22 protein-coding genes and 1 tRNA gene are annotated in these 21,495 nt (G+C 67.6%); 15 read left to right on the plus strand and 8 right to left on the minus strand.

All coding sequences use genetic code 11. The features are described 5' to 3' along the window. Window positions 1-43: 43 nt before the first annotated feature. Window positions 44-946 (minus strand): endonuclease/exonuclease/phosphatase family protein, encoded by a 903-nt coding sequence (locus JOE57_RS10535; protein WP_204917764.1) that lies wholly within the window; start codon window positions 944-946, stop codon window positions 44-46. Window positions 947-1,771: 825 nt separating this feature from the next. Here JOE57_RS10535 and JOE57_RS10540 point away from each other — a divergent pair. Next, a complete protein-coding gene (locus JOE57_RS10540; RefSeq protein ID WP_204917766.1) occupies window positions 1,772-2,254 on the plus strand; it encodes a nuclease-related domain-containing protein in 483 nt (160 codons plus the stop codon). Window positions 2,255-2,272: 18 nt separating this feature from the next. Here JOE57_RS10540 and JOE57_RS10545 read toward each other — a convergent pair. Together JOE57_RS10545 and JOE57_RS10550 are read right to left on the minus strand one after the other, a co-directional pair. Next, window positions 2,273-2,349: transfer RNA gene (locus JOE57_RS10545), tRNA-Pro, on the minus strand. Between the two features lie 87 nt (window positions 2,350-2,436). After that, the gene (locus JOE57_RS10550) at window positions 2,437-3,372 is read right to left on the minus strand and encodes a metallophosphoesterase (RefSeq protein WP_204917768.1); all 936 of its coding nucleotides are present in this window, start codon (window positions 3,370-3,372) and stop codon (window positions 2,437-2,439) included. Between the two features lie 42 nt (window positions 3,373-3,414). Between JOE57_RS10550 and JOE57_RS10555 the strand changes: the two genes are divergently transcribed. Further along, a complete protein-coding gene (locus JOE57_RS10555) occupies window positions 3,415-3,897 on the plus strand; it encodes a GatB/YqeY domain-containing protein (protein ID WP_204917770.1) in 483 nt (160 codons plus the stop codon). A gap of 69 nt (window positions 3,898-3,966) precedes the next feature. Here JOE57_RS10555 and JOE57_RS10560 read toward each other — a convergent pair whose 3' ends face one another. Continuing rightward, on the minus strand, window positions 3,967-6,459 hold the full coding sequence (locus JOE57_RS10560; RefSeq protein ID WP_204917771.1) for a transglycosylase domain-containing protein: 2,493 nt from the start codon (window positions 6,457-6,459) through the stop codon (window positions 3,967-3,969). Between the two features lie 181 nt (window positions 6,460-6,640). Between JOE57_RS10560 and JOE57_RS10565 the strand changes: the two genes are divergently transcribed. Next, complete coding sequence (locus JOE57_RS10565; RefSeq protein WP_204917773.1) at window positions 6,641-6,952, plus strand: WhiB family transcriptional regulator; 312 nt, start codon at window positions 6,641-6,643, stop codon at window positions 6,950-6,952. Here JOE57_RS10565 and bagB read toward each other — a convergent pair. From bagB to JOE57_RS10580, 3 genes are read right to left on the minus strand one after another with little or no spacing between them, the layout of a single operon-like run. Continuing rightward, window positions 6,884-8,014 carry an ArsA family ATPase gene (bagB, locus tag JOE57_RS10570; RefSeq protein WP_204917775.1) on the minus strand — a complete coding sequence of 377 codons (1,131 nt, stop codon included), beginning with the start codon at window positions 8,012-8,014 and terminating at the stop codon, window positions 6,884-6,886. The two genes, JOE57_RS10565 and bagB, sit on opposite strands and share 69 nt — an antisense overlap. Continuing rightward, a complete protein-coding gene (gene bagA / locus JOE57_RS10575; protein ID WP_204917777.1) occupies window positions 8,011-8,976 on the minus strand; it encodes an ATPase BagA in 966 nt (321 codons plus the stop codon). The genes bagB and bagA overlap by 4 nt, the downstream gene beginning before the upstream one ends. A gap of 29 nt (window positions 8,977-9,005) precedes the next feature. Beyond that, window positions 9,006-10,196, minus strand: coding sequence for a pyridoxal phosphate-dependent aminotransferase (locus tag JOE57_RS10580; RefSeq protein WP_204917779.1), 1,191 nt, complete (start codon window positions 10,194-10,196; stop codon window positions 9,006-9,008). 36 nt (window positions 10,197-10,232) lie between these two features. On the opposite strand from JOE57_RS10580, the gene JOE57_RS10585 reads away from it, so the two are divergent. The 7 genes from JOE57_RS10585 to JOE57_RS10615 all read left to right on the plus strand — a co-directional run bounded on the left by JOE57_RS10585 (window position 10,233) and on the right by JOE57_RS10615 (window position 16,191). Further along, window positions 10,233-11,219 carry a TIGR03557 family F420-dependent LLM class oxidoreductase gene (locus tag JOE57_RS10585; RefSeq protein WP_204917782.1) on the plus strand — a complete coding sequence of 329 codons (987 nt, stop codon included), beginning with the start codon at window positions 10,233-10,235 and terminating at the stop codon, window positions 11,217-11,219. A 245-nt stretch (window positions 11,220-11,464) separates the two neighbouring features. Continuing rightward, the gene (locus JOE57_RS10590; protein WP_204917784.1) at window positions 11,465-11,644 is read left to right on the plus strand and encodes a Sp36 family protein; all 180 of its coding nucleotides are present in this window, start codon (window positions 11,465-11,467) and stop codon (window positions 11,642-11,644) included. Next, window positions 11,641-12,135 (plus strand): Atu1372/SO_1960 family protein, encoded by a 495-nt coding sequence (locus JOE57_RS10595; RefSeq protein ID WP_204917786.1) that lies wholly within the window; start codon window positions 11,641-11,643, stop codon window positions 12,133-12,135. The genes JOE57_RS10590 and JOE57_RS10595 overlap by 4 nt, the downstream gene beginning before the upstream one ends. A gap of 5 nt (window positions 12,136-12,140) precedes the next feature. Continuing rightward, window positions 12,141-12,815 carry an NUDIX hydrolase gene (locus tag JOE57_RS10600; protein WP_204917787.1) on the plus strand — a complete coding sequence of 225 codons (675 nt, stop codon included), beginning with the start codon at window positions 12,141-12,143 and terminating at the stop codon, window positions 12,813-12,815. Continuing rightward, the gene (locus JOE57_RS10605) at window positions 12,808-13,581 is read left to right on the plus strand and encodes an MBL fold metallo-hydrolase (RefSeq protein WP_338041255.1); all 774 of its coding nucleotides are present in this window, start codon (window positions 12,808-12,810) and stop codon (window positions 13,579-13,581) included. Before JOE57_RS10600 ends, JOE57_RS10605 begins: the two co-directional genes overlap by 8 nt. 283 nt (window positions 13,582-13,864) lie before the next feature. Next, window positions 13,865-14,755, plus strand: coding sequence for an oxygen-dependent tRNA uridine(34) hydroxylase TrhO (trhO, locus tag JOE57_RS10610; RefSeq protein ID WP_204917789.1), 891 nt, complete (start codon window positions 13,865-13,867; stop codon window positions 14,753-14,755). An 89-nt stretch (window positions 14,756-14,844) separates the two neighbouring features. Then, a complete protein-coding gene (locus JOE57_RS10615) occupies window positions 14,845-16,191 on the plus strand; it encodes a S1C family serine protease (RefSeq protein ID WP_204917790.1) in 1,347 nt (448 codons plus the stop codon). Between the two features lie 3 nt (window positions 16,192-16,194). Here JOE57_RS10615 and JOE57_RS10620 read toward each other — a convergent pair whose 3' ends face one another. Continuing rightward, window positions 16,195-16,872, minus strand: a complete 678-nt coding sequence (locus JOE57_RS10620) for a Crp/Fnr family transcriptional regulator (protein ID WP_338041256.1) — start codon at window positions 16,870-16,872, stop codon at window positions 16,195-16,197. Between the two features lie 133 nt (window positions 16,873-17,005). Here JOE57_RS10620 and nth point away from each other — a divergent pair, with 133 nt between their 5' ends. Genes nth through JOE57_RS10645 form a run of 5 tightly spaced genes read left to right on the plus strand, consistent with a single transcriptional unit; the run spans window position 17,006 to window position 21,482 of the window. Beyond that, window positions 17,006-17,740, plus strand: coding sequence for an endonuclease III (nth, locus tag JOE57_RS10625; protein ID WP_239578915.1), 735 nt, complete (start codon window positions 17,006-17,008; stop codon window positions 17,738-17,740). After that, window positions 17,737-18,375, plus strand: coding sequence for a TlpA family protein disulfide reductase (locus JOE57_RS10630; RefSeq protein ID WP_204917795.1), 639 nt, complete (start codon window positions 17,737-17,739; stop codon window positions 18,373-18,375). Before nth ends, JOE57_RS10630 begins: the two co-directional genes overlap by 4 nt. After that, window positions 18,372-19,058, plus strand: coding sequence for an NUDIX hydrolase (locus tag JOE57_RS10635; protein ID WP_420827672.1), 687 nt, complete (start codon window positions 18,372-18,374; stop codon window positions 19,056-19,058). Before JOE57_RS10630 ends, JOE57_RS10635 begins: the two co-directional genes overlap by 4 nt. Continuing rightward, window positions 19,048-19,737 carry an HD domain-containing protein gene (locus JOE57_RS10640; RefSeq protein WP_204917797.1) on the plus strand — a complete coding sequence of 230 codons (690 nt, stop codon included), beginning with the start codon at window positions 19,048-19,050 and terminating at the stop codon, window positions 19,735-19,737. Before JOE57_RS10635 ends, JOE57_RS10640 begins: the two co-directional genes overlap by 11 nt. Then, a complete protein-coding gene (locus JOE57_RS10645; RefSeq protein WP_204917799.1) occupies window positions 19,734-21,482 on the plus strand; it encodes a glycoside hydrolase family 13 protein in 1,749 nt (582 codons plus the stop codon). Before JOE57_RS10640 ends, JOE57_RS10645 begins: the two co-directional genes overlap by 4 nt. Window positions 21,483-21,495 lie beyond the last annotated feature (13 nt).

Consider the following 21,495-nt stretch of genomic DNA (forward strand, 5'->3'; position numbering starts at 1 on the left):
GGCGGTTGCGCCGCCCGCACGCGATCCAGCTTTTCAGGTTCGGTTAGAGAACCAGGTTCGCGATGACCATGTTGTGGTCCGACGACCGGCGGGAGTCGACGACCTTCATCACATTCTCGTATGTGCTGAATTTCTTGGCACCTTTCGCCATGACGACGTCGAGAGCCACCTGTCGACCTGGCCTGTTGGCCTTCAGCCTCGTCTTGAAGTGGTTGACCGTCGGGAACCTGGAGTCGATCCGGCGCGAGGCTCGGGTGGAATCGCGGAAGCCCTGGCTGGACAGGTAGTTGAACGGCGCATGGCTGCCGATCTTGGTCTTCCAGGAGTTGAGATCCCCACCGAAGAGGATCGGCTTGCTGCCGGCAAGGCGGCTCACCCTTGTGTAGATGGCGCGGACCTGCGCAGCGCGGAGGGAGTCGTAGAACTGCTCCTTCTTGGCAGTGCTGCCGTGCCGGGCGTCGAGGTGCGCAGAGACCACGAAGAAGTTCAGGCCCGTTCTGCGATCTTCGAACTCGGCATACGCGGCGCTCGTCGGGGCCCCGTTCTTCATCGGCATGGTCATGCTGCAGGACCGGTTCCAGTTCGACTTACCGGTGGTCTCGATGCACTTGCTGACCAACGTGTACTTGTTCGCGTCATAGAGGATCCGAGGGCCCTGACTGCCGTGGTATTCCCCGGGCGCCACATACGCCGTTGTCCGGGTCAGCCGGTACTGGCTGGCACCGACGCTGTGCAGGGCATTCACCAGGCTCTGGGTCTGGCGGAGTCCCTTTCCAACGGAAATCCTCTTGCCGTCGGCTCGGCCGGGGCCCAGCTCCTGGATCGCGACAATCCCTGGCTTCTTGGCGTTGATCTCTCGCGCGACTGAATTGGCTCGTCGTAGCCATTGGCGGGAGGTCCCGATGTCGGCGCGCGAGGTGCGGACATTGAAGGTGGCGAAACGCACCGGAGTGCTCGTCGCTTTCGCGCTGACTCCAGCAACGGTGACGCCAGCCGGCGCGGTTTCCGCTGCCAGACTGGGAGTTGGGACGGTGACAAATGCAGTGGCTGCGGCCGCTGCAAGTGCAACAAGGGATGTGGATCGCATGGGAGATAGCTCCTTTGTGGGCGGACTTCTGATGCCCCGACCCCGAGTTCCCCCCAGTTCAGACCGGCTTCACGATTGCCACCGAAGCAGCGCTGTCTGAAACAGATGTGAGGTAAATCAGATTTACCCACGGAGGGATGCAGGGCCCCGAGTACTTCCCCGAAGGTCCTCTTTCGGGCCAACGCGGGACAATATAGCGGCTTTTGCCAGGGGTGTGCCACCGCCAGACAGCCGACATGATAAAGGTCACATGAAGGCTTCGGCCGAGACCCTGAATATCTGGATCTCGGCGAGGCGGATACGCCGCGGCTGAGCCTGAACGCGAGGGCGCCGCACTCACGCGATCCAGATTTTCAGGCTCGCCTTCGTGATCGATAGGCTCCCGGCGTGCAGGTGACCCGGTGGAGACGGTACGGCAGGGACCGGTTGTATGTCCGGGATGCCAACGCAATGATCTCGGGTGGTGGGACCTGGCCACCGACGACGGGCATCCGATTACTCCTCAGCTGGCTGACCTGCTCAGGCACGCCGTGGACGGATGGCATCTCAGGGCGGCCCCGGTTTCGGGGACTGCTGTTGACTCGCCGACCCGTTGGATGACGGGAGGACAGGCGGCCCCTGGTGTGCGTCCCGTGTATGGGTCAGTCCGCCCGCAGGCCAGGACTCCCGTGGGAGCGTGGCGCGTTGGGCGAGTTTCTGGTCTTCGGAGCGCTGCGGCAGATGGCCCAGGCCGATCTGCGCTGGGGGTTCTTGAACTCCATACCCGTCGGGTCCAACGGGGCTGATATCGACCACCTGGTCATTGGTTCGGGCGGCGTGTTCACGATCAACGCGAAGTACCACAGTGGCGCGAGGATCTGGGTGGGCGGCGACACGCTGATGGTGAACGGGGTCCGGCATCCGTACGTCCGTAACAGCAGGTTCGAGGCGCAACGGGCCGCTCGCCTGCTCTCGCGCGCGACCAGGCTGGAGGTATCCGCTACTGGGCTCGTGGTGCCCGTCAATGTCCGGGCTCTGGTGGTCAAGGAACAGCCGCCCGACGTGAATGTCGTCAGCCGCGATCGGCTCTGCAGCTATCTGCTTGGCCGGCCGCCGCGACTTCGACCCGACGAGGTGCTCAGGACCTTTGCCGCCGCACGACTCAGTTCGACCTGGGGGACCAGGTAAGGCTGAGTATCTCGACCATGGTCGGGGTGACAGGATTTGAACCTGCGACCTCGTCGTCCCGAACGACGCGCGCTACCAAGCTGCGCCACACCCCGCACCCGATGAAGTCTCATCGAGGACCTCGGAGAGTCTAGCCCATCTCCGACCGGAGTCGGCAATCGGTACGCCAGAGGGCCGCCGACTCAAGCCGCCGGGCGCGGCACCAGCGTCATCAGGGTCGCCTCCGGCGGGCAGGCGAACCGGATCGGGGCGTACGGCGAGGTGCCGAGACCGGCCGAGACGTGCAGCAGCGACTCGTGACCGCCGGCACGGTGCGAACTCAGTCCTTTGACCCGGGCGGTGTCCAGATCGCAGTTGGTGACCAGGGCGCCGTACAGCGGCACGCAGACCTGACCGCCATGGGTGTGCCCGGCGACGATTAGGTCGTGGCCGTCGGCCGCCATCGGGTCCAGTACGCGCAGGTAGGGCGCATGCGTGACTCCGATGGTGAGGTCCGCGGCAGGGTCCACCGGACCGGCCACCTGCGGATAGTCGTCCTGGTTGAGGTGGGCGTCATCGGTGCCGCGGAAGGTGATCCGGACACCGGCGACCTCCAGCCGCACTTCCCGGTGGGTCAGGTCGTGCCAGCCCCGGTTCACGAACGCGTCCCGCAGGTCCCCCCACGGCAGGACATTGGTCGAAGCGGCACCCTTGCGTTCGGGCTGGGTCAGGTAGCGCAGCGGGTTCTTGAACGAGGGGCCGTAGTAGTCATTGGATCCCCAGACGAAGACGCCGGGCCGGTCCAGCAGCCGGCCCAGGCTGCGGGTGACGTAGGGGACCGCGTCGACATGCGCCAGGTTGTCCCCGGTGTCGATCACCAGGTCGGGTTCCAGCTCGGCCAGCCGGGACAGCCAGCGCTGCTTCGCCCGCTGGTCCGGGGTCAGGTGTAGGTCCGAGATGTGCAGCACCCGGATCGGGTCCGTGCCGGCGGGCAGCACTGGGACGTCGACTCGGCGCAGCCGGAAGCTCCGTGCCTCCCAGATGGCGTAGCCCAGGGTGCCCGCACCGACAGCACCGACCCCCAGCACAGCACGACCCAGAAGCCGGGGCAGAGAACGCGGACGGGTGCGGGCAGACATGATCGGAAGATTACCGGTCGACGGCACTGTCACACTTGAGGCATGTCTCAACCCGATTCAGGACTCAAAGAGCAGCTCCGCAACGACCTCACCGCCGCCATCAAGGGCCGGGACAAGGTCCGCTCAGGCACCATCCGGATGGTGCTCGCCGCCATCACGGAGGCCGAGGTCGCCGGCAAGCAGGCGGTGGAGCTGTCCGAGCAGCAGGTGATTGACGTCGTCGTACGCGAGGCCAAGAAGCGTCGCGAGGCCGAGGAGGCCTACACCGCTGCCGGGCGCCCAGAGCTGGCCGAGAAGGAACGCGCGGAGGCCGAGGTGCTCGCCGACTACCTGCCTGAGCAGCTGACCCCGGAGGAGATCACCGCGCTGGTCGCCGACGCCATCGAGCAGTCCGGTGCCGCCGAGCAGGGGATGCGGGCGATGGGCAAGGTGATGGGTCTGGTCACTCCGGCGACGAAGGGCCGGGCCGACGGCGGCACTGTCGCCGCTGAGGTGAAGCGCCAGCTGGCAGCCGCCCAGGGCTGAACATCAACCCCCAGAACGAGACTGGGCGCCCCCGATCCAGTCGAGAGCGCCCAGTCGCGGTCGGCGGACCTAGCCGCCCGGCTTCTTCTTTTTCTTCTTCTGTTCGGCCTTCTTCTTGTCCGCGGCTGCCTTGTCCTTGGCTGCCTTCTCCGCAGCGGCCTTCTCCGCAGCGGCCTTCTGCTTGGCCGCCTGCTCCTGCGCCTTGCGCTGCCGCTCCGCCGCGATCGTCGGATCCTCACCCGCCGAGTAGATCTGGTAGATCGTGGCGAACTCGCTGATCGATCCGCTGCACTGGGAGAAGCCCAGGAAGGCACCGGCCGGCCTGCTGCTGTACCGCTGGGTCATCGCGACCGTGAAACCCTCGGCCTCGAGGGCAGCCTTGCCCTCGGCGGGTCCCATCGAGCAGACGTTGGGCATGTCCACCTTCTTGCCCTCCACGACCTTCTTGGACGGGTTCGCGAAGCTGCTGTGGTCGCGGCCCTGGAGCGCCGCCTCCATCGCCGGCTTGTAGATCTTCATACCGGCGTCGCCACCGCCGGAGCCCTCGAGGAAGGTGCCGCTGTGCGGCAGGGTGTAGTTCTTGAGTCCGTTGGTCTTGCGGTTGGCGCTGCCCTTACGGAACGGCTTCTTCGTCTTGTCGATGGCGATCATGGCGGTGCCGGCGACCTCAGGGGTGTAACCGGCGAACCAGACCGCCTCGTTGCCGTCGATCGTCCCGGTCTTGCCGGCCTGGTCCTCGACGCCGGGGATCCGGGCCCGGAAGCCGGTGGCTCCCGGCTGCATGACCCGGCTGAGGAGCTTGTTCATCCCGTCGGCCACATCCTTGGAGATGACCCGCTTGCAGCCGGCGTCGGGGGCGGCGAGCTCCTTGCCGCTCTTCGTCTTGATCTTGTCGACGATGATCGGGTTGCAGTGCACACCGCGGGCCGCGAACGTCGCGTACGCCTCGGCCATCGACATCGGGGTCACCTCGGCGGTGCCGAGGGTGAAGGATGGCACGTTCTGGTAGTAGTCGACCAGGTCCCGGTCACCCTCGGAGAGCTGGACGCCGAGCTTCTTGGCCATCTTGGTGACCTCGCACAGACCTGTCGTCTGCTCGAGCTGGACGAAGTAGGTGTTCACCGACATCGCCGCGGCCCGGTACATGTCCATCACGCCGCTGGCTGCGGTCGAGTTGCCGACGGTCCACTTGCCACCCACCTTGAACGGACCGTCGCAGTTGCGGAAGGTCTTCCCGCTGAAGTTCATGGTCCGCTGGGCGTTGTACCGCTTGGTCAGCGGAATGCCCTTCTCCAGCGCAGCCGCAGCTGTGAACGCCTTGAACGTCGACCCCGCCTGGTAGCCCTCGGCCCCACCCATGCCCTGGGAGACCGCGTAGTTGTAGTAGGTCTCGCCCTTCTTCTTGTTGGAGCCCATCACCGGACGGCTCTGAGCCATACCTAGGATGAGTCCGGTGCCAGGCTCGATCATGACCATGGTGGAGATGATCGGGTCCCGCGGGTCCACCATCTTGCTGACGGCCTTCTGGGCCGCCTTCTGCGACTGCTTGTCGATCTTGGTGGTGATGGTCAGACCGCCCCGCTTGATCCGGTCCTCGCGATCCTGGACGGTCTTGCCGAGGCTCGGCTGCTGCAGCAGGGTGCGGTAGACGTAGTCACACAGGAACGGGTACTTGGTGCCGACGCAGCCGTTGCGGGTGGTCTTGACCTTCGTGCGGTCGAACTTGACCGACTTGGCCGGGGTCAGCTGCGCCGGGGTGATCAGCTTCAGCTCGGCCATCCGGTTGAGCACCACGTCGCGGCGGTCGATCGCGGCCGGCTCGTTGCGGACCGGGTTGTTGGCGTCCGGGTTCTGTACCAGTCCGGCCAGCAGGGCGGCCTGCGGCAGGGAGAGCTTGCTTGCGGGGATCGCGAAGTAGTGCTGCGCCGCCGACTCGATCCCATACGCGCCGTCACCGTAGTAGGCGATGTTGAGGTAGCGCTCGAGGATCTGGTCCTTGCTGAGCTCCTTCTCCAGTGCGATCGCGTACCGCAGTTCCTGGATCTTGCGGGCGTAGGTGGTCTCCTGCGCCTTCTTGACCGCGTTGTCGTCGTCCTTCTTGACGGCCTCCTCGATCTGCACCATCTTCACGTACTGCTGGGTGATCGTCGAGCCACCCTGGGCGACCCCGCTGGCAGCCTGGTTCTTCACGAACGCACGCAGTGTCGACTTGAGGTCAAGGGCGCCGTGCTCGTAGAAGCGGTGGTCCTCGATGGCCAGCTGGGCCTGCCGCATCACCGGCGCGATCTTGTCCAGCTTCACGTAGTTGCGGTTCTCGTTGTAGAAGTACGCCAGCACCGACCCGTCGGCGAGCAGCACCTTGGAGCGCTCGGACTGGGGCGGAGTGGTGAACGCGGTGGGAATGTTCTCCAGCTCGGCCGCCGCCGCCCGGCTACCGACCCCGGCGATCCCGGCGAACGGGACGAACAGCCCGGCGACCAGGAGACCAGCCAGAACGCTGACGACGACGAACATCGCCATCGAGTACACGACGCTGCCGACACGTTTAGGGCTCAAAGGCATGCTGACCAGGGTACGTGACGAAAGTATGCTTACCGAATTGTTACGGGTTTCAGGCGCTATTCCGCGTTTTTGTGTCTCCTGTGGGCTATGCAGGCCCTCAAAGCATTCGTAGCATACGAAGTGCCACGCTCAGGGCTCGGTGCAGATGCGCTGAGGTGGTTTGGAGAAAAGGGGAGAGCTCGTGACTGCGGTGTATCAAGACGATTGGACCATCAAGGCCAAGTGTCGTGGCATGGAAGATGCCTTGTTCCCGGAAGCGTCGGACCAGAAGCGGGCACGGTTGCTGTGCGCTGGCTGCCCGGTGCAGTCGGAATGTCTGGCCGAGGCCTTGGACAACAGGATCGAATGGGGTGTGTGGGGCGGGATGACCGAGCGGGAGCGGCGGCTGCTGCTCCGTCAGCGCTCGGACGTCTCGTCGTGGAGCTCAGTCCTCTGCGGCAAGAAGAGCCCCCACGCTGCGAAGCGAGGAGAGGTCGGTCACGTCGGTGGGTAACGCCTGAACCAGTGCCCGGGGGACTTCCGGCCGGGCACTGGCGAAGCGTTCCATCATCAGCTTCTCGCGGGCGATTACGCGCATGAGGTCGGCATGCCGACGCAGCGCGACCTCCTCGATCGGGAGCTGCTGCTCGCTGTCGAGATCCTCGGCGATCGAGATCGCCCGTTCGGCCGAGACGCGCAGCTCGGTGGCGTGCACCCGGTTGACGACGACGCCGGACAGCGGCATGTCCTCGTCGCTGAGCCGGTCGACGAAGTACGCCGCCTCACGCAGTGCGTCGCGCTCCGCCGTCGCCACCACCACGAACGTGGTGTGGTCGGACGACAGAAGTGTGAACGTCTCCTGGGCACGCTGCCGGAAGCCGCCGAACAGCGCCTCGAACGCACTCACGAAGGTCTGCACGTCGGTCAGGATCTGAGCGCCCAGGACCTTGTTCATGGCTGACGAGACCAGGTTGAACCCGACGCTCATGATCCTGAACGGACCCTTGGTCGGAGCCAGCAGCATCCGCAGGAAACGTCCGTCAAGCAGCGAGCTGAGGTGCTCGGGCGCGTCCAGGAAGTCGAGAGCAGACCTGGCCGGTGGGGTGTCGACGACGATCAGGTCCCAGCTGCCGTCCGCCTCGGCCTGGGTGTGCAGCTGACCCAGCTTCTCCATCGCCATGTACTCCTGTGTTCCGGCGAAGGAGGAGGACAGGGCCTGGTAGAAGGGGTTGGAGAGGATGGCCTCCGCCTTGGCCGGGCTCGAGTGGGCGAGCACGACGTCGTCGAAGGTGCGCTTCATGTCCAGCATCATCGCGTCCAGGCTGCCGCCGTTCACCGGGTCGAGACCTGCCACCGGGCGGGGGGTGTTGTCCAGCTCGCCCAGCCCCAACGACTGGGCCAGCCGGCGGGCCGGGTCGATGGTCAGAACGACCACCTTGCGCCCCGCCTCAGCGGCCCGGACGGCGATGGCGGCCGCCGTCGTCGTCTTGCCCACGCCACCCGAGCCGCAACAGATGATGATCTTGGTGCCAAGGTCGGCAGTGATCGCGTCGATGTCCAGGAAGGCCGGTTTCATCGGGCCACCTCGGCCGGCAGCTGTGCTGCCAACTGATCTGCGATGCCGAACAGGGCGCCCTCGTCGATCCCGGCGGCGTCGTAGGTCACCTCGACGAGCGGCAGGCCGAGACCAGCCAGGCTCTCGTGACATTCACGTTCCAGCTGGATGCGGGACGCTACGGTGCTGAACTCGGCCGCCAGCGCGGCGTTCTCCCGGGCACTGAACCCGGGCACCGACAACTCGAGCTGGCCCTTGACGGCCAATGCCAGCTGGTCGCCTGTGAGCGGCGTGGGGGTGACCATGTTGGCGATCACCGAGCCGACCCTGATCTGGGTCGGCCGCAGGTCCTTGATCGCCTCCTCGGTCTCGGTCACCGGCATGTCCTCCAGCAGGGTGACCAGATGGACGATGGTCTGGGACGAACGCAGCACCCGCATGATCGAGTCGGCCTGGCTGCGGATCGGGCCCATCCGGGCCAGCCCCGCGACAGCCTCGTGCACATTGAGGAACTGGGCGATCCGGCCGGTCGGCGGCGCGTCGAGGACGACGGCGTCGTAGGCGTTGGGAAGCTTCTTGGTCTGGCGGCGGACGGCCTCGTACACCTTGCCGGTGAGCAGCACGTCCCGCAGTCCCGGGGCGATCGAGGTGGCGAAGTCGACGGCGCCGACCCTGTCCAGCGCCCGCCCGGCGAGACCGAGATGGTAGAAGGTGTCGAGGTATTCCATCAGCGCGTCCTCGGCGTCGACCGCCAGCCCGAACACCTGTCCGCCGTCCGGGGTGCGCCGCAGCCGACGCTCCTCGGTCCCGGCCAGCGGCGTCGACTCGAACAGCTCCGCCAGCCCGTTGCGGCCCTCCACCTCGCACAGCAGCACCCGCCTGCCCCGGGTCGCCAGCGCGCAGGCCAGCGCTCCGGCCACGGTGGTCTTGCCGGTTCCGCCCTTGCCGCTGACGATGTGCAGGGTGTGGGGTGGGCCGGCCATGGCCCCAGGCTAGTGCAGCCGGCCGAACGCTAGCGCGTCGAAGCCAGCCAGCCCTCCAGCCAGTCCAGCGCGCGGGCCACTTCCTCTCGCGGTCCGGCGAACGACATCCTGATGAAGCGGTGCCCGTCGACGGGGTCGAAGTCGAGGCCCGAAGCGCAGACCACGCCGGTGGCGTCCAGCAGCCGCTCGCACCAGGCGGGGGAGTCCTCGGTGAGCTCGCTGATGTCGGCGTAGACGTAGAAGGCGCCGTCCGCCGGTGCCAGCCGGGTGAGACCCATCGCTGGCAGCCGGGACTGCAGCAGCTGACGGTTCTGCCGGTAGCCGTCGAGCGCCGCCTCGCACTCCGCGTACGACTCCTCGGTGAAGGCGGCCAGGGCGGCGTACTGGGAGATCGCCGGTGGGCACAGCGCCAGGTTGCCGGCCAGCGCCTCGACTGGGCCGACCAGATGGTCCGGCAGCAGCAGCCAACCGAGTCGCCAGCCGGTCATGCCGAAGTACTTGCTGAAGCTGTTCACCACAATCGAGCTCTCCCGGGCCCGATCGTCGCCCAGGACTGTCGCCACCTCGGGTCCCCAGGTGCTCATCGCGGCCCGCTCGTAGGTGAGCCCGTGGTAGATCTCGTCGCTGACCAGGGTGGTGCCCTGCTCCGCGCAGTAGCCGACCAGAGCGGCCAGCCGGTCCGCGTCGAGCATGGTGCCGGTCGGGTTCGCCGGCGAGGCGACCACCAGCCCGCGCGGCGGACGGTCGAGGCCCCGCAGCATCGGCACCGTCGGCTCGAACCGGCTGTCGGAACCGCAGGGAAGCTCGACCACCCGGTTGCCGAGGGCGCTGAGGATGTTGCGGTACGCCGGGTAACCGGGCCGGCCCATCGCGACCGGGTCCCCCGCCTCGAACGCCGCCAGGAAAGCGAGCAGGAACCCGCCCGAGGAGCCGGTCGTGACGGCGACGTTGGCCGGGTCGACGCGCACGCCGGACCGGGCGTAGTGACCGGCGATCGCCTCCCGCAGCTGCGGAAGGCCGAGGACGGGCGTGTAGCCGAGCGGCAGCGACAGCGCCTGCCGGGCCGCCTCGCGGACCGGGCCTGGCGCACCCGTACCGGGCTGGCCTGCGGTGAGGTTGGCCACCGGCCGACCGGCCGCGGCCCGGGCCTGGGCGTGGGCCAGCAGCGTCATCACCTGGAACGGCGCCACCTGGCTGCGCACCGAGGAGCGGTACTGCATGCCTCAGTCTCGCATCCGGGTGCCATCATGAAGGTCATGAGCCTGACGATTGGCTATGCAGCCATGCTGGAGCAGTTCCATCCGACCGAGGTCGTCGACCTGAGCGCCTATGCGGAGCAGAAAGGGTTCTCCGGCGTGATGGCCGCGGACCATTTCCAGCCGTGGGTGCCCCAGCAGGGGCAGTCTGCGTTCGTCTGGAACGTGCTGACCGCCCTCGGGGAGCGCACGGTGGGCGACATCGGCCCCGGCGTGATCGCGCCACACTTCCGCTACCACCCGGCGATCACCGCCCAGGCGTCGGCGACGCTCGCAGCGATGTATCCGGGTCGGCACTGGCTCGGCATCGGTGCCGGCGAGGCCCTCAACGAGCACCTCATCGCCGGCTACTGGCCGGAGGCGGCGGAGCGTTCGCACCGGATGTTCGAGGCGGTGGAGATCATCAAGAAGCTCTTCACCGGCAAGGACGTCAAGCACTCCGGCGAGTACTACAAGATGGAGACCGTCCGGCTGTGGACCATGCCGGAGACGCCGCCGGAGATCCTGATCGCCACGGCCGGCCCGTTCAACGCCAAGCGGACCGGCAGGTTCGCCGACGGCATCATCACCGTCGGCGCACCGCTGGGGAAGATCCAGGGCCTGTTCGACAAGTTCGCCGAGGGGGCGCGCGAGGCCGGCAAGGACCCGGACACGATGCCGAAGGTGCTGCAGTTGCACCTGTCGTGGGCGACGACCGACGAGGAGGCCCAGCGCAACGCACTGGTCGAGTGGCCCAACGGCGGGATGAAGTTTCCCAAGGCGGACATCCGCTCCCCGCACGATTTCGCCGAGATGGCCAAGCTGGTCCGACTGGAGGACTTCGAGGGCCGGATGGTGATCTCCTCCGACCCCGACGAGCACCGCGCCTACATCCAGAAGTTCGTCGACCTCGGCTTCGACCGCATCTACCTGCACAACGTCGGCCGCAACCAGCGCGAGTGGATCGACACCTTCGCCGCCGACGTGCTGCCCAAGCTGGCCCGCTAGCTGCCGTGTGCCTGGCGCGTCGGGCGTGTCGGGCAGGTCGGGCAGGTCGGGCAGGTCGGGCAGGTCGGGCAGGTCGGGCAGGTCGGGCAGGTCGGTTTCCCAAGTCGACTTGGGAAACTGTCACTCAGCCAGGGAGATCCTCCTAGCCCAGTGACAGTTTCCCTGGTCAGGTGGCCGCCGCAGCCGCCGGAGTTCCCCTCGACGTGTACGTGTGGGCGGCGCGGCCGGCTGAGTAGGGTGAGGCCATGACTAAGTGGGAGTACGTGACCGTGCCGGTGCTGGTGCATGCGACCAAGCAGATCCTGGACAACTGGGGTGCCGACGGCTGGGAGCTGGTGCAGGTGGTGCCGGGGATGAACGCGGAGAACCTGGTGGCGTACCTGAAGCGACCGCTGCCGGGTCAGAACGCCGGGGCCGATGCGTGAGCCGACCGACCGACAGGCTGGCTGAGCTCGGCCTGGCATTGCCTCCGGTGGCCGCCCCGCTGGCGGCTTACATCCCGGCGGTCCGCACCGGGAACCTGGTGCACACCTCGGGCCAGCTGCCGATGGTGGACGGCAAGCTCACCGTGGCCGGCAAGGTCGGCGCCGAGGTGACACCGGAGCTCGCCACCGAGGCGGCCCGGACCGCCGTGCTGAACGCGGTGGCTGCGGCGGCCGCCGAGGCGGGCGGGCTGGACCAGCTGGTCCGGGTGGTCAAGCTGGTCGTCTTCGTGGCCAGCGCCGCGAGCTTCACCGGCCAACCCCAGGTGGCCAACGGTGCCAGTGAGCTGCTCGGTGAGCTGTTCGGTGCGGCCGGCAAGCATGCCCGCAGTGCGGTCGGTGTCGCGGTGCTGCCGTTGGACGCCCCGGTCGAGGTGGAGCTGGTCGTCGAGGTGGCCGCCCAGTCCAGGATGCAGCCGGTACGCGAGGCCTGACCGGCATGGGGTCGCACTCCTGGGAGGTGTTGAGCCGGCTCCCGGTCGAGGTGCCGGACGCTCTCGCCCGTCGCGCCGAGGCCTGGAGCCCGGACAGCGTGGCTGCCACCCCCGCGCTGTCGGCCAGCGTGATCCTTGTCCGCGACGGCATAGAGGGAATCGAGACCTATCTGCTGCACCGGCACGCGCGGATGCCGTTCGCGGCCGGCATGGTGGTCTTCCCCGGCGGCAGGGTCGACCCGGCCGACGACAGCGACGGCCGCGACCCCGTCCGCGCCTGCGCGCTCCGCGAGACGACCGAGGAGACCGGCGTCCAACTCGGCGACCACCACCTGCAGCCGTGGGCCCACTGGATCACCCCCGAGATGGAGCCGCGGCGCTACGACACCCATTTCTTCCTGGCCGCGATGCCGCCCTTCCAGACCGCACGCGACATCTCGGGCGAGACCGACCGCGCGCTGTGGGCCAGGCCGGCCGACGCGCTCCGGCAGGCGGCCGACTCGGTGATCGCGCTGATGCCGCCGACCCTGTCCATCCTGCTGGAGCTGGCGGACGTGGGCTCGGTCAAGGGCGCCCTCAGCCTGGCCGCGGAGCGGAGAGTCGACGTGGTCCTGCCGGTCCTCACCCGGGCGGGCCGTCGTTGGGTTTTCAGCTATCCCGGGGGTGTCGACCGTGCCTGATCCCTGGTACCTGTCGAGGGTGCTGGCGCCCAACCCGGGACCGATGACGCTGGAGGGGACGAACACCTGGATCGTCGGCGACCCCGGCGAAGCGCCACCGATCGTTGTCGACCCGGGGCCGTTGCACGAGGGGCACCTGCGCGCCGTGCTGGAGGCCTGTGGCGGCCGGATCGGCACCATCGTGTTGACCCACCGTCATCCTGACCACTCCGACGGGGTGGCCCGGCTGGCGGAATTGGCGGGCTGCGACGCGCGTGCCGCCGACCCGCGGTTCCAGATCGGCTCCCGCCCGCTGGCCGACGGTGACCTCCTCGTCGCCGGCGGCACCGCGCTGACGGCGGTGGCCACCCCCGGGCACACCGATGACTCGTACTCACTGCTGCTCCAGGGTCCCGATGGGGTGGCCCGGCTGCTGACTGGGGACATGGTGCTTGGACGAGGGACCACCGTGATCACGCATCCCGGCGGCAACCTAGCCTGCTACCTCGCATCCGTCGAGCTGATGCGCCGCCTGGTCGTCGACAAGGACGTGACGGAGATCCTTCCCGGGCACGGACCGGTCGTGCGCCGACCGGCTGAGCTGCTCGACTTCTACCGCCGGCACCGGCTGGAGCGGCTGGAGCAGGTACGCGCCGCGCTGGCCGCCGGCGACCGGACCGCGGCCGAGGTGGTGGCCCGGGTGTACGCGGACGTGGACCACTCGCTCTGGCCGGCGGCGGAGCAGTCCGTGATGGCGCAGCTCAAATATCTGGCTGAGGACCCCTGACGGTCTTCCGGCAGCCTGGTCACGACAGGATAACGATTTCACAGGGGATGCGTGTCCGGTGCTTGCCGATTTGCCGGCGCCCAGAGATCACTCGCTAGTATCTGGGGCGCACGGCGGTCATCGGCCGTGCGGTTGTCTGCACGGGCACCGCGGCGCGGTCCGCTCGGCTGCTCAAGTCTCGGGGGAGTCTGCACAATGTCTACGCACCATGGCGCCTGCGCGCGCCTCCTGGACCGCGCTCCGTTGGTACGACAGGGGGCCAACCCATAGCCTGAGTACCGCTATGGCCATCCACAAGCTGCTGCTGTTCTACAAGTTCACGCCGATCGTCGCCCCCCAGGCGATCAGGCTGTGGCAGCGCGAGCTGTGTGACCGCCTCGGGCTCAAGGGCCGGATCATCATCTCCTCCCACGGTCTCAACGGGACCGTGGGAGGAGAGGTCCGTGCCATCAAGCAGTACACCCGCAGCACCCGTGAGTACCCAGCCTTCAGCGACATCGACTTCAAGTGGAGCGACGGTACGGCCAGCGACTTTCCGCGGCTGAGTGTCAAGGTCCGCGACGAGGTCGTCACCTTCGGCGCCCCAGACGAGCTGCGGGTGGACGATCGCGGAGTGGTGGGTGGCGGTCGACACCTGAAACCGGACGAGCTGCACGCCCTGGTGGCTGAGCGCGGCGACCAGGTCGCCTTCTTCGACGGGCGCAACACCTTCGAGGCCGAGATCGGCCGCTTCAAGGATGCGGTCGTGCCTGCGGCGACCACCACCCGCGACCTGGTGCAGGAACTCGACAGCGGCAAGTTCGATCACCTCAAGGACCGACCGGTCGTCACCTACTGCACCGGCGGGGTTCGCTGCGAGGTGCTCTCGTCGATGATGATCAACCGGGGTTTCTCGGAGGTCTACCAGCTCGACGGTGGGATCGTCCGCTACGGCGAGCAGTACGGAGACCGCGGGCTGTGGCAGGGCGCGCTGTATGTCTTCGACAACCGGATCAAGATCAACTTCTCTGAGGACGCGGTCATCATCGGTCGGTGCGAGGTCTGCGCCGAACCGACGGAGGACTACCGCGACTGCGTGGCGGATCGATGCAAGGGCCGGGCGTTGCTGTGCGACGACTGTGCCTCGACAGCACTCTGCGAGCGACACCGCAGTGCGCGCGCCGGAGCCGCCTGACTCCTCCATTTCGCCCCCAATCCAGGTCCGTAGGTGCCTCATCGAAGATGCACAGGTGAGGCACAGGGTCGGCGGGCATCGTCGAAGACATGAACAACGACGAGCACAGCGGACTGAACACACCCCCTTTCGGCCACGTCGCGCACGGCGGACCTCTCGACCAGCGCGACAGGGCTGCCGGCCATCCCGACCCGGGGTCAGGGTTCAACACCGGCCCCGACGTCGGCCCCGGCTTCGTTCCTCCCGGTGGGCACCCCTTCCCGCACCAGCACTCCGATCATCAGCCGACCCAGGTGTTCCCGGCCGGCCCCGATGAGTCCCGTGCGCGAGCGACCTCCCCGGTAGCCGTGCTGGAGCGACCGAGGCGCCGAATGGGCAGCCTCATTGCGGCGGTGACCCTCTCGGCGCTGGTCGGTGCCGGCACCGGCATCGGTTCCTTCGCGTACGCGACGCACTCCGACAGCGTCCAGGTCCCGATCAGGGTGACGACCGCGCCCGCGGCCAAGACGGCCGTCCTGAACGGGACGATCTCAGCCGCGGCAGCCAAGATCGAGCCGTCGGTCGTCACCATCACCGTCCAGGGAGCGCAGGCCGAGGACATCGGCACCGGCATCGTCCTGGACACCGCCGGCCACATCCTGACGAACTGGCATGTGGTCGAGGCAGCCGCCAAGAACGGCAAGATCACCGTCACGCTCCATGACGGTCAGACCGCCACCGCCGCCCTGATCGGATCGTCCAGCACCAATGACCTGGCAGTGATCAAGGTCGACGGGGTCAAGAACCTGGTGCCGGTCGTGTTCGCCAAGTCGTCCTCGGTTGTTGTCGGCCAGAGTGTGGTGGCGGCCGGTGCACCGCTCGGCCTGTCCGAGACGATCACCAGCGGGATCGTCTCCAACACCGCCCGGCCGGTGCGCTCCGGCGTCGACGGCAACGCGGTCTATCTGGCCGTTCAGACCGACACGGCGATCAACCCTGGCAACTCTGGTGGACCGTTGGTCGACCTGAACGGCTCCGTGCTGGGCATCAACTCCTCAATCGCCAGCACCGGCTCCGGCCAGGGCCAGGGCAGCCAGTCGGGAAGCATCGGCATCGGGTTCGCCATCCCGGCCGACGTGGCCAGCCGCGTCGCAGGAGACATCATCGCCCATGGCACCTCACCGGATGCGGTGATGGGGGTCAGCGTGGCCGGCAGCGACAGCACCGACCCGACGGCGACCGGCGTGGCCCTGCAGTCGGTGACCAAGGGGAGTGCGGCGGACAAGGCGGGGCTGCGGGCCGGTGACGTGATCACCAAGGTCAACGACTTCGACACCACCAGCGCCGACGGCCTGATCGCAGCCACCCGGTTCTACGCGCCAGGCAGCACCGTCACCGTCACCTACCAGCGCAGCGGTGCCACCGACACCACCCGGGTGACACTCGGCTCGCGTTAGCGGTCAGCGGGCCCGACGCTCGACCCGGTCCACATCGATCAGGGTCACCGAGCGGGGCTCCAGCCTGATCCAACCACGGGCGGCGAAGTCGGCGAGCGCCTTGTTGACCGTCTCCCGGGAGGCCCCGACCAGTTGGGCCAGCTCCTCCTGGGTGAGGTCGTGATGGACATGGATCCCGTCGTCCTTGCGTTCACCGAACCGGGTCGCGAGGTCCAGCAGCGCCTTCGCCACCCGGCCAGGGACATCGGAGAAGACCAGGTCGGCGACCACGTCATTGGCACGCCGGAGCCGGGCCGCCAACTGGCCCAGGAGACCGCGAGCCACCTCGGGTCGACCCGTCAACCAGGTCATCAGCTCGTCATGCTCGAGAGTCCGGAGCTCACAGTTGGTCACCGCGGTCGCGGTCGTCGATCGGGGTCCAGGGTCGAACAGCGACAGCTCGCCGAACATCTGCCCCGGACCGAGCACGGCGAGCAGGTTCTCCCGTCCGGCGGACCCGCTGCGGCCGAGCTTGATCTTGCCCTTCACCACCACGTACAACCGGTCCTCGAGCTCACCCTCGTGGAAGAGGATCTCGCCCTTGCTGAGTCTGATCGTCCCCATCGCCGCGGACAGCGCCGAAGCAGCCTCGTCTTCCAGCCCCTTGAAGAGCGGGGCTTGCTTCAAGACTTCCGGGTCCACGCATCCTCCTGGCATCCAGACGAACTGTCGGCCCAAGGCTACCGTCGAATGTCGGGCAATGGCAGGAAACGGGTTCCCTGCCCCTCGTCCGAGGGCGTACGGGCTTCGACACGCCTCACGTAGGCTGGCCCTTATGAGCACAACCGCGGCGGCCAAACCAGAGATCGCATCGATGGACAAGACCCGGACCGCCCTGGTGCGCCGGGCTCGCACCATCAACCGCACTCTCGCCGCGACGTATCCCCAGGCCCACTGCGAGCTCGACTTCGGCACCCCCCTCGAACTGTTGGTGGCCACCATCCTGTCCGCCCAGTCGACCGACAAGCGGGTCAACCTGGTGACGCCGGTGCTGTTCGCGCGCTACCCGAACGCGGCTGCCTACGCCGGTGCCGACCGGGCCGAGCTGGAGGAGCTGCTCAAGCCGACCGGGTTCTTCCGCGCCAAGACCGACGCTCTGCTCAAGCTGGGCGCTGCCCTGGTGGAACGGTTCGACGGGCAGGTCCCGGGTAACCTCGCCGATCTCGTCTCACTGCCGGGTGTCGGCCGGAAGACCGCCAACGTCGTGCTGGGCAACGCCTTCGGGGTGCCGGGAATCACCGTCGACACCCACTTCGGCCGGCTGGTCCGGCGGTTCGGCTGGACCACCGAGACGGACCCGGACAAGGTGGAGGCCGAGGTCGGCGCGTTGTTCGAGCGGCGTGACTGGACCCAGCTCTCCCACAACCTGATCTGGCATGGTCGGCGGCGCTGCCATGCCCGCAACCCCGCCTGCGGCGCCTGCCCGGTGGCGCGCTGGTGTCCCGCTTTCGGTGAGGGGGAGACTGACCCGAAGAAGGCCGCCAAGCTCGTCCGGGAGCCGCGCGGATGAGGTTGCGTCGCAGCTCGGGGCTCGTCCTCGGCCTGTTGCTGTTGCTCGCCGGCTGCGGTCAACCAGCCGTCACCAGAGGTGCCGGGCCGGCGTCGTCGACCGGCTTGGCCGCACCGGCGACCACCCCGGCAACCGGGGAGCTGTCGGCGGCCAAGAAGAAGGCAGCCATCGAGGACTGCCCGGCTTCCGACCCGTCCGTGCCCGCACACCAGCAGGGTCTGCCCGACCTGGTCCTTCAGTGCCTCGGCGGCGGCCGACCGGTGCGGCTGGCCGGGTTGCGGGGCCGGCCGATGATGATCAACATCTGGGCCCAGTGGTGTCCGCCATGCCGGCAGGAGGCTCCTTTCATCTCCGAGGTGGCGCAGCAGAAGCAGGACCGGCTGCTGGTCCTCGGCGTCGACTATGCCGATCCGAGACCCGAGCTGGCGATCGAGTTCGCCCAGCTGTCAGGGTGGCGGTTCCCGCAGCTCGTCGACCAGGATCATGCCCTGAAGGACCCGCTGAAGATCATCGGGCCGCCGCAGACGTTGTTCGTCGACGCGCAAGGGGTCGTGGTCTACCGTCACTCGGGCCCGTTCAGTTCCGCAGAACAGATCCGGGAACTTGCCCAGACCCATCTGGGGGTGACGCTGTGAGCAGCGGCGACCCAGCCGAGCTGCCCGGCTGGCTGCAGCCACTGCAGTCGGCCCTGGCCGACGCCCAGCGGCTGGAGCGACTTCGGTCACTGCGGCCCGGTGTCGGGGCCCGGCAGGCGGCGGTCCTGATCTTGATCGGGGAGACCGACCAGGGACCGGACCTGCTGTTCGTCGAGCGGGCTGCAACCATGCGGTCACATCCCGGACAGATCGCCTTTCCCGGCGGAGGTGCCGACCAGGCTGATGTTGATCTTGCTGCGACCGCGGTTCGGGAGGCGGTGGAGGAGACCGGGGTGGAACCTTCGGGGATCGAGGTCTTCGGGTCGCTGCCGACCGCGCACGTGGCGGTGAGCGGCTACGACGTCACTCCGGTCACCGCCTGGTGGCGCCAACCCAGCCCGGTAGCTGCCGCGGACCCTCGTGAGGTCGCCTCGGTCCATCGGGTCGGCGTACACGAGCTCAGCGATCCGGCCAGCAGGGTGCAGGTGCGGCACCCTTCGGGCTATACCGGGCCGGCCTTTGAGGTTCACGACCTCTTCATCTGGGGCCTCACCGCCCACTTCGTCGACGGCCTGCTCGACCTTGCCGGTTGGCAGACCGCGTGGGACAAGACCAGGATGGCCTCGATTCCCGAGCGCTATCTCACCGACAGTCGATCCCGAAGGGGTAACGATGCCTACTGACCTGACCGCACTCGAAGAGGAGCTGCTGGAAGCCTGGGAGCGGAACCTCCCAGGTCAGCGGCAACTGGGGGCCGCGTTGCTGGCTCGCTATGCCGAGCCTCACCGTCGCTACCACACGACGGAGCACCTGGCGATGGTGCTGAGGAGGATCGAGGAGTTCGCCGACCAAGATCATGACCTGTTCCTGGTTCGGTTGGCCGCCTGGTTCCACGACGCTGTCTACGCGGTTCCGGAAGGACAGGTCAGCAACGAAGAGGCATCCGCACGGCTGACCATCCGCGAGCTGGGGCGGACCGGTCTGGAGCAGGAGGACCTGAATGAGGTCGCCCGCCTGGTCCGGGTCACTGCCACCCACCAGCCCAGCTCGCAGGACCGGAACGGTGACCTGCTCTGCGACGCCGACCTGGCCATCCTGGCGGCACCGGCCGAGGAGTACCGCCGCTACGTCGAGGACATCACCGCCGAGTACGCGCACGTCGACCGGCTCGACTTCATCCTCGGCCGCCATGATCTCTTGACCACCCTCTCGGACGGTGACATCTTTCGTACTGCGAAGGGTCGGCGACTGTTGCCGCAGGCCCGTACCAATCTGGAGACCGAGCTGGCTGCACTCGAGCGCCAGTACCGTGACCTCGCGGGCGACCAGGCCGCAGAAGACCTCTGGCAGGAGCGACGATGACCCAGATCCCAGGCAACGAGAGCCGCCCGGTGAGCGCCGGTGGTTCAGCCGCGCGGCCGGAAGGATGGTGGCGCAACGCGGTCGTGTACCAGATTTATCCCCGCTCGTTCATGGACAGCAACACCGACGGCATGGGCGACCTGCCCGGCATCACCTCCAAGCTGGACTACCTGCACCAGCTCGGCGTGGACGTGGTGTGGCTGTCGCCGGTCTACACGTCACCGCAGGACGACAACGGCTACGACATCAGCAACTACCAGGACATCGACCCGACCTTCGGCACGCTGGCTGACCTCGACGCCCTGATCCGCGGTCTGCACCAGCGTGGGATGAAGCTGGTGATGGACCTGGTGGTCAACCACACCTCGGACGAGCACCCGTGGTTCGTCGAGTCGCGTGATCCGGCTTCACCGAAGCGTGACTGGTACTGGTGGCGGCCGGCCCGTGCGGGGCACGAACCAGGTACCGAGGGGGCCGAACCGAACAACTGGGAGTCGGCCTTCTCCGGCTCCGCATGGCAGTTCGACGAGGTCAGCGGCGAGTACTTCCTGCACCTGTTCAGCAGGAAGCAGCCCGACTTGAACTGGGAGAACCCCGAGGTCCGGCAGGCCATCTACGCGATGATGCGCTGGTGGGTCGAGCGTGGCGTCGACGGCTTCCGGATGGATGTCATCAATCTGATCTCCAAGGATCCGGCCCTGCCGGACGGCGAGGTGAAGCCAGGACGCCGGTTCGCCAGCTCGTTCCGGAGCGTCGCCAACGGGCCCAGGATCCACGAGTTCCTGCACGAGATGAACCGCGAGGTGCTGGCCGGCAACAACCTGCTCACCGTCGGCGAGATGCCGGGTGCCTCGGTGGAGGAGGCCAGGCTCTACACCGATCCTGCTCGCCAGGAGCTGGACATGGTCTTCACCTTCGAGCACATGAACCTCGACCAGGTGGCGGGATCCAGCAAGTGGGACCTGATGGAGCTGCACCTGCCACGGTTGAAGGAGAACCTGGCCCACTGGCAGACCGCGCTGGATGAGGTCGGCTGGAACTCGCTGTACTGGAACAACCACGACCAGCCTCGTGCGGTGTCGCGATTCGGCGACGACTCGCACGAGCATCGGGTGAACTCGGCCAAGACGCTCGGCACCATCCTGCACATGCACAAGGGGACTCCGTATGTGTACCAGGGTGAAGAGCTCGGGATGACGAACAGCTACTTCACCGAGATCACCCAGTACCAGGACATCGAGTCGATCAACTACCACGCCGACGCGACCAGTCTGGGGATGGAAGCGGCCCATGTGCTGGCATCGCTGGCGGTGAAGAGCCGCGACAACGCCCGGACACCGGTCCAGTGGGACGACTCCAGACACGCCGGCTTCACCGGCGGCATCCCATGGCTGCCGAACAACCCGAACTACGTCGAGGTCAACGCCGCAGCCGCAGTCGCCGATCCCGACTCGGTCTTCCACCACTACCGCAAGCTGATCAAGCTCCGGCACGACCACCCGGTGGTGGTCGAGGGCACCTTCGCGCTGCTGTTGCCCGAGCATGATCACCTCTACGCGTTCACCCGGAGCTATCAGGAGCAGGTGCTGCTGACCGTCGCTAACTGTTCGTCGGGCGTGGTGGAGATTCCGCCGGGGGCGCTGCCCGATCTCGCCGGTGCCGAGCTGTTGCTGGGCACGCACCGCGACAGCTCCGCCGCGACGCTGCAGCCCTGGGAGTCGAGGATCCTGCTGCTGAAGCGGTGACCATCCGACCGAG

The sequence above is a fragment of the Microlunatus panaciterrae genome (assembly GCF_016907535.1).
Lineage (GTDB): Bacteria > Actinomycetota > Actinomycetes > Propionibacteriales > Propionibacteriaceae > Microlunatus > Microlunatus panaciterrae.

Coding starts and splice junctions, on each gene's coding strand:
- JOE57_RS10550 (WP_204917768.1), bottom strand. CDS start 3,372: ATGTCTGCCCGCACCCGTCCGCGTTCTCTGCCCCGGCTTCTGGGTCGT.
- JOE57_RS10555 (WP_204917770.1), top strand. CDS start 3,415: ATGTCTCAACCCGATTCAGGACTCAAAGAGCAGCTCCGCAACGACCTC.
- JOE57_RS10560 (WP_204917771.1), bottom strand. CDS start 6,459: ATGCCTTTGAGCCCTAAACGTGTCGGCAGCGTCGTGTACTCGATGGCG.
- bagB (WP_204917775.1), bottom strand. CDS start 8,014: ATGAAACCGGCCTTCCTGGACATCGACGCGATCACTGCCGACCTTGGC.
- bagA (WP_204917777.1), bottom strand. CDS start 8,976: ATGGCCGGCCCACCCCACACCCTGCACATCGTCAGCGGCAAGGGCGGA.
- JOE57_RS10580 (WP_204917779.1), bottom strand. CDS start 10,196: ATGCAGTACCGCTCCTCGGTGCGCAGCCAGGTGGCGCCGTTCCAGGTG.
- JOE57_RS10585 (WP_204917782.1), top strand. CDS start 10,233: ATGAGCCTGACGATTGGCTATGCAGCCATGCTGGAGCAGTTCCATCCG.
- JOE57_RS10590 (WP_204917784.1), top strand. CDS start 11,465: ATGACTAAGTGGGAGTACGTGACCGTGCCGGTGCTGGTGCATGCGACC.
- JOE57_RS10600 (WP_204917787.1), top strand. CDS start 12,141: ATGGGGTCGCACTCCTGGGAGGTGTTGAGCCGGCTCCCGGTCGAGGTG.
- trhO (WP_204917789.1), top strand. CDS start 13,865: ATGGCCATCCACAAGCTGCTGCTGTTCTACAAGTTCACGCCGATCGTC.
- JOE57_RS10615 (WP_204917790.1), top strand. CDS start 14,845: ATGAACAACGACGAGCACAGCGGACTGAACACACCCCCTTTCGGCCAC.
- nth (WP_239578915.1), top strand. CDS start 17,006: ATGAGCACAACCGCGGCGGCCAAACCAGAGATCGCATCGATGGACAAG.
- JOE57_RS10630 (WP_204917795.1), top strand. CDS start 17,737: ATGAGGTTGCGTCGCAGCTCGGGGCTCGTCCTCGGCCTGTTGCTGTTG.
- JOE57_RS10640 (WP_204917797.1), top strand. CDS start 19,048: ATGCCTACTGACCTGACCGCACTCGAAGAGGAGCTGCTGGAAGCCTGG.
- JOE57_RS10645 (WP_204917799.1), top strand. CDS start 19,734: ATGACCCAGATCCCAGGCAACGAGAGCCGCCCGGTGAGCGCCGGTGGT.